This is a genomic window from Winogradskyella sp. (assembly GCF_016744625.1).
In the GTDB taxonomy this organism is placed as follows: Bacteria; Bacteroidota; Bacteroidia; order Flavobacteriales; family Flavobacteriaceae; genus Winogradskyella.
Window position 1 is genome coordinate 1 of record NZ_JADGDZ010000061.1, and the last position, 11864, is coordinate 11864.

Consider the following 11864-nt stretch of genomic DNA (forward strand, 5'->3'; position numbering starts at 1 on the left):
GTAATTTGGTTTGAACGATAAAACGTAGTAACTCGCCATCTACGGTAGAGAATATTCCAATGATGTTTTCTAAATGCGGAAGTGGTATTTATCAATCTTAATTTGGCGAATAGTATGATATCTGATTTCTGAATAATCCTTAGGCAATATATCCAAGAAAGGCATTTCTAATTCTAATGATGTAGCCCTTAATTTAATTGTTTTGTGTCAATTAATAATATTATTAGACTCATATGTAGTACTTTGTTTTAGTTGTAACAATATTGATATTATTTGTACCATATTTGTGCCTTTTTATTTTCAGGTTTTATAAACACTATAAAGTCACTTTCCGTATAGGAAAATAAGTCTGGTAGTAAGTCTATAATTTGTGTAACCGAACTTTTTCCAGATTTGTGTCGGAGTCTCTTAGCCACAATACTTATAAAATAGTGTCATAAGTACTTACTCCTTTTTCCATACTTTTATAAAAGGTTTTAATTATAAATTAATACATAGCAATATCTTTCTTTATTGGAAAGTGTAATCGTAAACATAGAGAATGGAATATCATTACAAAGACAAGCAAAATAGCGAATTCAATTTGGTAGATACCTCTATGCTAAAATTCCACTCAAAGAATATCAACCAAGATTGTTATAAAATAATTTGGGCAAAAGGGGATGAGATAACACTAGGAGTTGATGGTTATCGTGTTTTTCTAAAAAAGAACCAATTACTATTTACAACACCTTTAAATAAATTGGACCTTCAAATTGAAAACAAAGAGATTATTGTCTATTCCTTTAATAGAGAATTTTATTGTATTAGAGATCACGACTCTGAAGTAGCATGTAATGGTTTTTTGTTTCTTGGATCATCACAACCTATTATGGTTGGTCTTACAGAAAAAGAACAAAAAAGCTTTACATTATTATATGATTTCTTTGTTGAAGAATTTGAAGAAACGGATGATATACAAGGTGAAATGTTATTGGTCTTATTAAAAAGATTACTCATTAAATCTGTTCGTATTGCTAGGAAAACTCTACCCAAAGCAGACATGCCAAAGTCTAAACTAGATATTATAAGAAAGTTTAATTTATTGGTAGAAATGCACTTTAGAGAAAAACATAAAGTTGCTGAATATGCAGAATTATTAAATGTTTCACCAAAATCGTTATCTAATGTGTTTTTACGCTACTACAGTAAATCACCTCTTAAAGTTATTAGCGAACGTATCTGTTTAGAAGGCGAACGATTAATACGTTATTCCGACAAGAACATGAATGAAATAGCATATTTTCTCGGTTTTAATGAAGCTTCTCATTTTTCTAAATTCTTCAAGAAACATACAGGTAAATCACCAAAAGCCTATAAGTTAGATAATTCTAATTGAGTAAAAAGTATAAACTTGAATGAGTAATACGCAAGCTCAAACCTTTAATTGTAAACTATATTTGCCATGTTGGATAATTAAATATATCTATTTTGAGTTAAATGTATAAAAATCAAGGGAAAATCGATATGACTAAATGAAACAATAAGTCGTAAATTTGTATCATAATTAAAAGAAAGGAATAATAGTATGTTAACTTGGAAAGATGTTATAAATTTTTCAGTAAAAGGAAACCCGAAACCAGACCGTAGAGTAGAAAAAACGGAAGCAGAGTGGAAAGCCATTCTAACACCAGAACAATTCAGGATTACACGAAAATCTGGTACAGAAGCACCAAACTCTGGCGCACTTTGTAGCAGATATGATGAAGGTAAATACAACTGCGTATGTTGTGCAACTCCATTATTTGACTCTACAATAAAGTTCAATTCTGGTTCAGGTTGGCCAAGTTTCTCTCAGCCAATAAAAGAGAATGCCATCAAATACATTAGAGATATATCTTTTGGAATGGTTAGAGTAGAAGTGCAGTGTAATACTTGTGATGCACATCAAGGTCATGTATTTCCCGATGGACCAGAGCCAAGTGGGTTGCGTTATTGTATTAATTCGGAATCGATGGTAATTCAAACTGAAACAGATAAAACAGAATAAAGGAAAACTTTTTCAATTGTTATTAATAATAATGAGAGAGTCTTCGGACTCTCTTTCTTTTTTTTAAGCATAATGAAAATTATACTAATCATTGTTTTTGTGCTACTTACTATAAGTATACTAGTACAAATCAATTCAAAAATTAAAAGCAAAATGAACAACACTAATAATATTCAAGAAAAACAAGTTTTTAAAGCACAAGAATTTAATGTAAAAGATTGGATTGATGCCAATGGAGAAAAGACAGACCAAATTAAATTGGTAGATTTAGATGGTAAATTTAAAATCATTTACTGTTTTCAAAGCTGGTGTCCTGGATGTCATAGTAAAGGATTACCAGATTTAAAGAAAATGGTTGACGCTTTAGAAGGAAATGATAAAATTGCCTTTTTAGCAGTTCAAACCGTGTTCGAAGGACATAATGAAAATACCTATGACAAAATATTAGAAACTCAAAAACAGTACGAATTAAAAATTCCATTCGGTCACGATGCAGGAGATGATGGGAAATCGCGCTCAAATATCATGACTAACTACCAAACTGGTGGTACACCATGGTTTATTTTAATTGATAAACATGATAATGTGGTTTTTGCAGATTTTCATCTTAATGTAGATGCTGCGATCGGATTTTTAAAAGATTTATAGAATGAAAGACATTCCGAAAATAAAATTATACGGAACAGATGGCTGTCATAAAACCCACTATTATCAAATACTATTAGACAAAACAGACTTGTCATATGAGTTTTTGGATGTAGAAGCAAATGAAGATCACGCAGAAGAGCTGCGTGGTCTTTACGAAAACCGAAAACTTAATTTCCCAACCATTACCATTGGTAAAAAGAAATTAAGAAATCCGTATAAAGAGGATATAGAAAAATGGTTAAACAAATTAATACCTAGCAGATTGGACATTGTACACGATAAAGAAAACAAGCGATTCACTTTAGATATAAATGGCGAATTAGCAAAAATAGATTACAGTATAAGAGATGGAAAGATGTACCTTAATCATTCTAAAGTACCTTTTAATTTAAGAGGTCAAGGTATCGGAAAGGTACTAGTAGAAAAGACTTTTGAGCAACTGACAAAAGAAGGCTATAAAGCAGTTGCAGTTTGTTCTTATATAAAAGCAGTTGCAAGACGAAGCGAGCATTGGAAAACCATTATACAATAACAATTAAGCACATAAGAATTTGTGTACTAACTTTGTAAATAGGAAAGAGAATTATTATGGCATTAAAACTCAAAATAAAAGACAGATTTAATAAAGAATTACCAGCTGACCCAATTCTAGAAAACTCTAGAAGACAGGTGAAAGAAGCGTGTTTTTCTTATGTAACACCTAAAACCCCAGGCAATCCATCGTTGATTCATACATCGCCAGAGATGCTAGATAATTTAGGGCTTTCAGAAGACGATAGTCAAACAACGGACTTCTTAAACGTCGTAACTGGAGCAGAAGTGTTGCCAAACACAAAACCTTATGCGATGTGTTATGCAGGACATCAATTTGGGAATTGGGCAGGACAATTAGGTGATGGAAGAGCTATCAATTTAACAGAAATTGAGCATAACAATAAACGTTGGGCATTACAACTTAAAGGTGCTGGAGAAACACCATATTCTAGAACTGCCGATGGCTTAGCCGTTTTGCGGTCTTCAATAAGAGAATATCTATGTAGCGAAGCCATGTACCATTTAGGAGTACCAACAACTAGAGTATTGTCATTATCATTATCTGGCGATCAAGTTTTACGAGATGTGATGTATAATGGCAATCCAGATTACGAAAAAGGTGCGATTGTTTCTAGAGTAGCAGAATCATTTTTGCGTTTTGGAAGCTATGAGATTTTTCCATCGAGAGGTGATGTGAAAACATTAAAAACTCTAGTGGATTATACGATTAAAAATCATTATTCGCATTTAGGAGATCCTTCAAAAGACGTATATGTTGCATTTTTTAAAGACGTCGCAGAGCGAAGTATGGAAATGGTCATTCATTGGCAGCGCGTTGGTTTTGTACATGGTGTAATGAATACCGATAATATGTCAATTTTAGGTTTAACTATAGATTATGGACCTTATGGATGGCTAGAAGGCTACGATCATGGTTGGACGCCAAACACAACAGACAATACAAATAAAAGATACCGTTATGGCACACAACCACAACTCGTACTCTGGAATTTGTATCAACTTGCAAACGCTATTTATCCTTTAGTTGATGAAGCAGAACCTTTAGAAGCAATTTTAGATGCATACCGTTCTGAAGTAGATTTTGCTTATTTAAGAATGATGCGCTCTAAATTAGGTTTGAAAATTGAGGACGAAAAAGATGTGCATTTAGTTGAAGAACTTGAAACTATTTTACAGCTTTCTGAAACTGACATGACTATCTTTTTTAGAAATCTGGCAAACCTAAAAAAAACAGAGACTAATGAATGGTTTTCAGTAGTTGGAAAAGCATTTTATGAACCTTCTGAAATTAAAGACGCGTTAAAAGGTAAATGGGAAAACTGGTTCAAAAATTATAGTGAGCGCTTATTAGTTGAAACATTAGATGAAGAAGACAGAAAAGCAGAAATGAACACAATAAACCCTAAATATGTACTTCGTAATTATATAGCACAATTGGCTATAGATGATGCAGATAAAGGGAATTATGAATTAATAGATGAATTGTTCAACCTTCTTAAAAAACCTTACGACGAGCAACCAGAATATGAAAAATGGTTCGCCAAACGTCCAGAATGGGCAAGAAACAAAGTAGGTTGTTCTATGTTATCGTGTAGTTCGTAACTGCAACCATGTTATCATGTTAAAAGCACTAATGGATAAAATTGAAGAAGGCTATTCCGAAGGCATATACAATGATAAAAAATATGGCATAACAAAAACCATATTCAATAAGGGAAATTCTTTAAAAGTATATGCCGAAGAATTAGGAGGCAACGATTTTATTAGCCTAAATTATTATGTCACTAAAACAAATGAATTATTAAAACCTTGTGAAATTCCTGAGCAGAAAGTGATTCATTTTTTAAAAAACGTTGTGTTAATTAGCAATGAGTAAAATGTGAATTTTTAAAGGAATTTTGTACAAGAAAAAATAGCAGTTTTAGTGTAATTTTATACTGAAATTAAAGACTACAGAAAAGAAAGAATTTATTAATCTAAAAAGAGGAAGAATTATGACAAATTATAAAAAAGCATATATAGCAGGAGGTTGTTTTTGGGGAATGGAAGATTTATTTAGATCTCGTCCAGGAATTATAGATACAGAAGTAGGATACCAAGGTGGAGAAAATGATAATCCAAGTTATAAATATCATCCAGGTCATGCTGAAGGTATTGAGTTAACTTACGATCCAAGCGAAACATCATTCAGAGAAATCTTAGATTTTTTCTTTCGAATTCATAATCCAACAACAGTAGATCAACAAGGTAATGACAGAGGATCAAGTTACCGTTCTACAATTTTCATTCAGAATGAAGAAGAAAAAACAATCGCAGAAGAGATGATTAATCTTGTTAATGAATCAGGTAAATGGGATGGTAAAGTCGTGACTACTTTAGAACCTTTTGCAACATTTTGGCAAGCGGAAGAAAATCACCAAGATTACTTGGTAAAAAACCCTAATGGTTACACATGTCATTTCTTAAGATTTGATGAAAGCTTTATTAAAGAAGAAGTATAGTTTATAATTGCATAAGAGATTGTTTGAAAACAACATGTTTGTCTGGTCGAGCGCAGTCGAGAACTTAATGATATTCAATAACCTAAAGTTCTCGACTGCGCTTGAACGGACATTAAGACTTACTTTTCAGATGTTTTTTTTCATATAATAACAAAAAAGATGAGCGAAGTAAAATTCAAAAACACAAGATTCGATCCAGATAGCACACCATTTTTAGGCATTGCAAAGCAAATGGCAAAAGCTTTTGGTTACACAGCAGATTTAGCAACAGATAAAAATCTAGCCCAATTATTACGCTTACGTGTGGCACAAAAAAACGAATGTGCATATTGCATAATTCTACATGCTAAGACTTCTAGAGAGATAGGAATATCTGAAGAAAAGGTAGATAATATTTCGTCGTGGTATAATGGAGAATTATTCACGAAAAAAGAAAAAACGGCTTTAGCCTATTGCGATGTGTTAACAGAAGGCATTGATAAAGATTTCCAAAAGTATCATACAGATATGACAGAATATTTCTCTGAAGTAGAAATAGCCGAAATCGCAGCTATAGTAATTAATATGAATGTTTGGACACGTCTTAAATTAGCACAAGGCGAAACACCTTATTTCGAATAATTGAAACACAAAAACTATATTGGATTAGGAACCGCAGCCATTGGAAGACCATTATATATCAATGTGAAACAAAAGGCTGATGATGAATCATTCTCATTACAGAACTTTAAAGAAAAAGGATTCCAAGTTTTGGAGGATGCTTACAATAATGGCATCAGAAATTTTGATACAGCACCAGGTTATGGGCTTGCAGAGCAATTAGTGTTAGATTGGTTACAGACTAAAAACGATTCTAGAATAAAAGTATCCACAAAATGGGGTTATACCTATGTGGCAAATTTTAATCCAGAGGCTAAAGTACACGAAGTAAAAGAACATTCTATAAGTAAGCTGAATGAGCAATGGGAATACTCAAAACAATTATTACCATATCTAAAAGTGTATCAAATTCATTCTGCGACTTTGGATACAGGTGTTCTTGAGAATTCAGAAGTTCTGAAACGCTTACATGAATTAAAAAAAGAACATAACATAACCATTGGTCTCACAACAACAGGAGCAAATCAAACCGAAGTACTAGAAAAAGCCTTGTCTATTCAAGTTGAAAATGAAGCATTGTTTCAATCGTTTCAATACACCTATAATATTTTAGACCAGAGTGTTTCAAAATATACTGAAGCGTTACAAAATTTATCAGGACCATTTATTATCAAAGAAACCTTGGCTAATGGCAGATTGATACCAAATAATAAGTATTCGAAATATCATAACCTGTATGATTTTATGAATCGCTTAGCTAAAAAATATAATGTTGGAGCAGATGCTATTGCGTTGCGGTATTGTTCAGAAGTATTTCCTGAAGCCTTAGTATTAAGTGGAGCAAATAATAGCGAACATTTAATTGCGAACTTAAAAGCAAATCAATTCGCGTTAACCAAATCTGAAATAGAACAATTAAAAGCATTTGGAATTTCGAGTAACGATTATTGGCAAGAAAGAAAACAACTCACATGGAATTAAAAAAATAGAATTATGAAAGCCATTTGGAATAACAAAGTCATTGCAGAAAGTACGAATACAGTTGTTATAGAAAACAATCATTATTTTCCGCCAGAAAGTGTAAATAAAGACTATATAAAATCTAGCGATTTACATTCTACATGTCCATGGAAAGGAGAAGCATCTTATTTCTCACTAGAAGTGGACGGAAAAGAAAACAAAGATGCAGCATGGTATTATAAACAACCATCAGAACTAGCTAAAGGGATTAAAGATCACGTTGCTTTTTGGAGAGGTGTAGAGATAACAGAATAAAGAATTTAAGGATACTTATTAATTTATAAATGACAAACTCTAAGAAAATAGGATTTGGAGGTGGTTGCCATTGGTGTACAGAAGCTGTGTTTCAATCATTGATTGGTATTATTGACGTTCAACAAGGTTGGATTGCTTCAGACGGAGAACATAATACACTTTCTGAAGCTGTTATTATAGATTATGATGATACCTTAATTCCATTAGAAGTCCTTATTGAAATTCATTTGAACACACATAAGAGTACATCAGAACATAGCATGCGAAAAAAATACCGCTCTGCAATTTATGTTTTCAGCAAAGAAGAAGAAGAAGAAAATAAAATTAAGAATATACTTGAAATACTTCAATCTAAATTTGAAAATAAACTGATAACACAAGTGCTTCAATTTTCAGAGTTTAAGCCATCAAGAGAGGCTATTACCAATTACTATTATAAGAATCCACAAAAACCATTTTGTGAAACATTTATAAATCCGAAGTTAAAATTACTGCTAGAAAGGTTTAACAATTATACCGACTTAAACAAAGTAGCACATCTAAATACTAAAGCATCATGCGAACCAACAGAATAGAAATTAAAAACAAAAAAGGCTATACGCTTGCTGCGTATTTAGAGTTGCCAGCAAATCAAAAGCCGAATTATTACGCCATTTTTGCACATTGTTTTTCGTGTAGCAGTAATCTTAATGCTACAAAAAATATTTCAAGAGCGTTGACGGCTCATGGTTTTGGAGTTGTTCGATTTGATTTTACTGGCTTGGGTAGAAGCGAAGGCGAGTTTGCTGAAAGTCATTTTTCGGCTAATGTAGAAGATTTAATAGCTGTTAATGATTACATCACAGAGCACCATAAAGCACCAAGTCTATTGGTTGGTCATTCATTGGGTGGAGCAGCAGTTATTGTTGCAGCGTCTCAATTAGAAAACATTAAAGCGGTAGCTACAATCGGTGCACCAGCAACTGTAGAGCATGTAACCCATCATTTTTCTCATGCCATAGAAGAAGTCGCTAATAAAGGTGAAGTTGAAATAAATATTGGAGGACGACCTTTTAAAGTTAATCAAGAATTTGTAAATGATTTTGGTAAAACTGATTTACCAGCAATTACAAAAAAGCTTCGTAAGCCAATTTTAGTAATGCATGCACCTTTTGATCGTATTGTTGGTATCGAAAATGCACAACAATTGTATCACAATGCCTTACATCCAAAAAGTTTTGTGAGTTTGCATGATGCAGATCACTTACTCATGAATTCAAAACATAGTGAATATGCAGGACGAATGATTGGCGAATGGGTGAAATTGTATTTTCCACAACTTGAAAACGAAATGTTAAGTACAGAAGGTGAGCAATTGGTAGCACATCTCGATTTAATAGAAAACAATTTCACAACGCAATTACAAACCCAAAAGCATACGTTTATTGGAGATGAACCAAGTAGTGTTGGAGGAGATGATTTTGGTCCATCTCCTTATGAATATTTAAACGCAGCAATTGCAACATGTACAGCAATGACATTAAAGTTATATGCAGAGCGAAAAAAATGGGATTTACAAGAAGTTTATGTTTATATTTCACATGCAAGAAAACACAGCGATGAGTTAATGCTCGATGTTGAGAAGCCAGGCTATTTAGATCACATTTCAAAGCGATTGAAATTTATTGGTAACCTAGATGATACTCAGAAACAACGTCTAAAAGAGATTGCTTCGAGATGTCCAGTACATAAAACAGTCGCAAGTGAAGTTGTGTTTGATACTAAAATAATAGAAGCATAGTTTGAATATAGAAGCTTTAACTACAAAATTTATAGAAACCAGAAATGCTACAGAACGCATTTGTGAACCATTAGAAAACGAAGACTATTCGGTACAGCCATGTCTAGATGTGTCACCACCAAAATGGCATTTGGCACATAGCACATGGTTTTTTGAGCAGTTTGTTTTAAAGAAATACAAAGAAGATTATCAAGTTTTTGATGATGATTTTGCTTACTTGTTTAATAGTTATTATAACAATGCAGGTGACCGAATTTTACGACCAAATAGAGGTTTAATGACTAGGCCAACTGTAAAAGAAGTCTATGCGTATCGTAAGCATGTGACCGAGCATGTGGTAGATTTGTTAAGTAAAAGTCAGTCTGAAGAACTATTAGAATGTTTAGAAATTGGTGTTAATCACGAACAACAACATCAAGAATTATTAGCCTACGATATTAAATACATTTTTGGACATCAACCTACATTTCCAAAGTATGGAGGTGAGTTTTTAATTCAGAAAGAAACGCATTCAGAAGATTTTATTGCAGTAGAAGAAGGTGTTTATGAAATTGGATATAAAGACAATGAGTTCTGCTTCGATATTGAATTAGGTGTCCATAAAGTTTATATTCACCCTTTTGAAATTTCTAATAAGCTCATTACGAACAAAGAATATCTCGAATTTATTGAAGCTGGTGGCTATGAGAACTTTAATTTATGGCATGCAGATGGTTGGGATTTTATCAACAGTAATAACATAAAAGCACCTCTATATTGGCATCTTACCTATGGAAAGTGGAAGTATTATACCTTCAATGGATTAGAAGATCTTAATCTAGAAGAACCAGTCATGCACATTAGCTACTACGAAGCTTTTGCCTTTGCAGAATGGAAAGGTATGCGATTACCAACAGAATTTGAGTGGGAGGTAGCATCTTCAAAATTTAATTGGGGAAAATTATGGGAATGGACAGCAAGTGCATATCAACCTTACCCAAATTACACAAAAGCAGAAGGAGCGCTTGGTGAGTACAATGGCAAGTTTATGATTGGTTTGCAAGTATTAAGAGGAGCATCTATAGCTACACCCAAAAATCATAGTAGAAATACCTACAGAAACTTTTTTCATCCAACAATGCGATGGATGTTTTCTGGACTAAGATTAGCCAAATAATATGAATGAACAATTTGCGAAAGATGTTATTGAAGGTCTTTCTAAACAACAAAAAGAACTTTCTTCAAAATATTTTTATGACGATTCTGGAAGTCGCATTTTTCAAGAAATTATGGAAATGCCAGAATACTATCTTACAGATAGTGAGTTCGAGATTTTGTCATTACAGGCCAAACAAATCATTGATGCTGTTAATTTTAATCAACCTTTTAATATCATAGAGTTAGGTGCTGGCGATGGTTTTAAGACTTTTAAATTGCTCGAATATTTGGTGAATAATAATGTTGATTTTCATTATGTGCCTATTGATATTTCACAAGGTGCCATGGATGATTTAACTAAAAAGCTTGAGGCTAAACTGCCAAAGCTTTCTATTCATCCTAGAGTTGGTGATTATTTTAAGATTCTTTCTAAAGAGAATGTGCAAACAAACATTCCTAGTTTATTGTTGTTCCTTGGTAGTAATATTGGGAATTATCATGAGAAAGAAGCCGTCAACCTTTTACAATTGTTTAATGATAATATGAAGAAAGGCGATGCACTTTTACTAGGTGTTGATGTGAAAAAGAATCCAATAATTGTTCACAATGCGTATTTTGATAAGCATGGTATTACAAAGCGCTTTAATCTTAATTTGTTATTGCGAATAAATAGAGAATTTGATGGGGATTTTAAGATAGATGATTTCGACTTTTACTGCCATTACAATCCTATAAGTGGTGATTTACGGAGCTATATTGTCAGCCTACGCAACCAAAAAGTGTTACTTAAAAAGCTTAATATTAGTTTTGATTTTGCCTATGATGAATTAATTTGGACAGAATTATCAAAAAAATACAGCCATGATGAAATAGAAAACCTTGCTGAACATAGTGGATTTAAAGTTGAAAAACATTTTTTAGATTGTAAACACTATTTTACAGATACATTATTAGTGAAATAGCTAATTAAATCGATCATTAACAAATTAATATTATGGGACTTATTCAAAACCTAAAAAGCTATTTTAATAAAAAAGACAATAACGAAGAAACAGGTATTGCTCCAGAAGGTGTATGCCCAAATTGTTGGGGAAAGCAAGAATGGGAAGGTGAATATTACAAGTTTAAAAAAGGTCATGACGGCAATTATGATGACGACACTTATAACAACTTTGTACAGGATGTTGCCAGAAAACTAGATAAGATTACTGCTAAGGACAATGAATACATTTGTGAGACTTGTAAAATGGATTATAGCATAAGCAGTAATAATTAAAGGTATGCTGCATTTGTGCCACCTGATTAATAATAATTGATAGAATTATAAAATCACTTTTTT

Annotated in this window: 15 protein-coding genes; all 15 read left to right on the forward strand. The window is 32.6% G+C overall.

Annotation, left to right across the window (positions count from 1 at the left end; genetic code table 11):
* Positions 1-541 precede the first annotated feature (541 nt).
* The 15 genes from QZZ53_RS12130 to QZZ53_RS12200 all read left to right on the forward strand — a co-directional run bounded on the left by QZZ53_RS12130 (position 542) and on the right by QZZ53_RS12200 (position 11801).
* Positions 542-1378, forward strand: a complete 837-nt coding sequence (locus QZZ53_RS12130; protein WP_296385016.1) for an AraC family transcriptional regulator — start codon at positions 542-544, stop codon at positions 1376-1378.
* A gap of 189 nt (positions 1379-1567) precedes the next feature.
* Positions 1568-2029 carry a peptide-methionine (R)-S-oxide reductase MsrB gene (gene msrB, locus QZZ53_RS12135; RefSeq protein WP_296385017.1) on the forward strand — a complete coding sequence of 154 codons (462 nt, stop codon included), beginning with the start codon at positions 1568-1570 and terminating at the stop codon, positions 2027-2029.
* A 153-nt stretch (positions 2030-2182) separates the two neighbouring features.
* Positions 2183-2677: a redoxin domain-containing protein gene (locus tag QZZ53_RS12140; protein ID WP_296385019.1), complete on the forward strand. Its 495-nt coding sequence runs from the start codon at positions 2183-2185 to the stop codon at positions 2675-2677.
* Between the two features lies 1 nt (position 2678).
* Positions 2679-3209: an N-acetyltransferase gene (locus tag QZZ53_RS12145; RefSeq protein ID WP_296385021.1), complete on the forward strand. Its 531-nt coding sequence runs from the start codon at positions 2679-2681 to the stop codon at positions 3207-3209.
* A 56-nt stretch (positions 3210-3265) separates the two neighbouring features.
* Complete coding sequence (locus QZZ53_RS12150) at positions 3266-4834, forward strand: protein adenylyltransferase SelO (protein ID WP_296385023.1); 1569 nt, start codon at positions 3266-3268, stop codon at positions 4832-4834.
* Between the two features lie 16 nt (positions 4835-4850).
* Entirely contained in the window at positions 4851-5108 is a 258-nt protein-coding gene (locus tag QZZ53_RS12155; RefSeq protein ID WP_296385025.1) for a peptide methionine sulfoxide reductase, read from the forward strand.
* A gap of 118 nt (positions 5109-5226) precedes the next feature.
* Positions 5227-5733 (forward strand): peptide-methionine (S)-S-oxide reductase MsrA, encoded by a 507-nt coding sequence (gene msrA, locus QZZ53_RS12160; RefSeq protein WP_296385027.1) that lies wholly within the window; start codon positions 5227-5229, stop codon positions 5731-5733.
* A gap of 159 nt (positions 5734-5892) precedes the next feature.
* A complete protein-coding gene (locus QZZ53_RS12165) occupies positions 5893-6354 on the forward strand; it encodes a carboxymuconolactone decarboxylase family protein (RefSeq protein WP_296385030.1) in 462 nt (153 codons plus the stop codon).
* Positions 6355-7314 carry an aldo/keto reductase gene (locus QZZ53_RS12170; RefSeq protein ID WP_296385032.1) on the forward strand — a complete coding sequence of 320 codons (960 nt, stop codon included), beginning with the start codon at positions 6355-6357 and terminating at the stop codon, positions 7312-7314. It abuts the gene before it with no gap.
* Between the two features lie 12 nt (positions 7315-7326).
* Complete coding sequence (locus QZZ53_RS12175; RefSeq protein ID WP_296385034.1) at positions 7327-7608, forward strand: DUF427 domain-containing protein; 282 nt, start codon at positions 7327-7329, stop codon at positions 7606-7608.
* A 29-nt stretch (positions 7609-7637) separates the two neighbouring features.
* The gene (locus tag QZZ53_RS12180) at positions 7638-8183 is read left to right on the forward strand and encodes a peptide-methionine (S)-S-oxide reductase (RefSeq protein WP_296385036.1); all 546 of its coding nucleotides are present in this window, start codon (positions 7638-7640) and stop codon (positions 8181-8183) included.
* Positions 8165-9388: a bifunctional alpha/beta hydrolase/OsmC family protein gene (locus tag QZZ53_RS12185; protein ID WP_296385039.1), complete on the forward strand. Its 1224-nt coding sequence runs from the start codon at positions 8165-8167 to the stop codon at positions 9386-9388. Before QZZ53_RS12180 ends, QZZ53_RS12185 begins: the two co-directional genes overlap by 19 nt.
* 1 nt (position 9389) lies before the next feature.
* Complete coding sequence (egtB, locus tag QZZ53_RS12190; protein ID WP_296385041.1) at positions 9390-10544, forward strand: ergothioneine biosynthesis protein EgtB; 1155 nt, start codon at positions 9390-9392, stop codon at positions 10542-10544.
* 1 nt (position 10545) lies between these two features.
* Positions 10546-11487 (forward strand): L-histidine N(alpha)-methyltransferase, encoded by a 942-nt coding sequence (locus QZZ53_RS12195; protein ID WP_296385043.1) that lies wholly within the window; start codon positions 10546-10548, stop codon positions 11485-11487.
* Positions 11488-11519: 32 nt separating this feature from the next.
* On the forward strand, positions 11520-11801 hold the full coding sequence (locus QZZ53_RS12200) for a hypothetical protein (protein WP_296385044.1): 282 nt from the start codon (positions 11520-11522) through the stop codon (positions 11799-11801).
* Positions 11802-11864: the final 63 nt, after the last annotated feature.

Bases quoted from the DNA above. Each gene is read 5' to 3' on its own strand.
- QZZ53_RS12145 (WP_296385021.1), top strand. From the start codon at position 2,679: ATGAAAGACATTCCGAAAATAAAATTATACGGAACAGATGGCTGTCAT.
- QZZ53_RS12185 (WP_296385039.1), top strand. From the start codon at position 8,165: ATGCGAACCAACAGAATAGAAATTAAAAACAAAAAAGGCTATACGCTT.
- QZZ53_RS12180 (WP_296385036.1), top strand. From the start codon at position 7,638: ATGACAAACTCTAAGAAAATAGGATTTGGAGGTGGTTGCCATTGGTGT.
- QZZ53_RS12165 (WP_296385030.1), top strand. From the start codon at position 5,893: ATGAGCGAAGTAAAATTCAAAAACACAAGATTCGATCCAGATAGCACA.
- QZZ53_RS12175 (WP_296385034.1), top strand. From the start codon at position 7,327: ATGAAAGCCATTTGGAATAACAAAGTCATTGCAGAAAGTACGAATACA.
- QZZ53_RS12140 (WP_296385019.1), top strand. From the start codon at position 2,183: ATGAACAACACTAATAATATTCAAGAAAAACAAGTTTTTAAAGCACAA.
- msrA (WP_296385027.1), top strand. From the start codon at position 5,227: ATGACAAATTATAAAAAAGCATATATAGCAGGAGGTTGTTTTTGGGGA.
- QZZ53_RS12150 (WP_296385023.1), top strand. From the start codon at position 3,266: ATGGCATTAAAACTCAAAATAAAAGACAGATTTAATAAAGAATTACCA.
- msrB (WP_296385017.1), top strand. From the start codon at position 1,568: ATGTTAACTTGGAAAGATGTTATAAATTTTTCAGTAAAAGGAAACCCG.
- QZZ53_RS12200 (WP_296385044.1), top strand. From the start codon at position 11,520: ATGGGACTTATTCAAAACCTAAAAAGCTATTTTAATAAAAAAGACAAT.
- QZZ53_RS12195 (WP_296385043.1), top strand. From the start codon at position 10,546: ATGAATGAACAATTTGCGAAAGATGTTATTGAAGGTCTTTCTAAACAA.
- QZZ53_RS12155 (WP_296385025.1), top strand. From the start codon at position 4,851: ATGTTAAAAGCACTAATGGATAAAATTGAAGAAGGCTATTCCGAAGGC.
- QZZ53_RS12130 (WP_296385016.1), top strand. From the start codon at position 542: ATGGAATATCATTACAAAGACAAGCAAAATAGCGAATTCAATTTGGTA.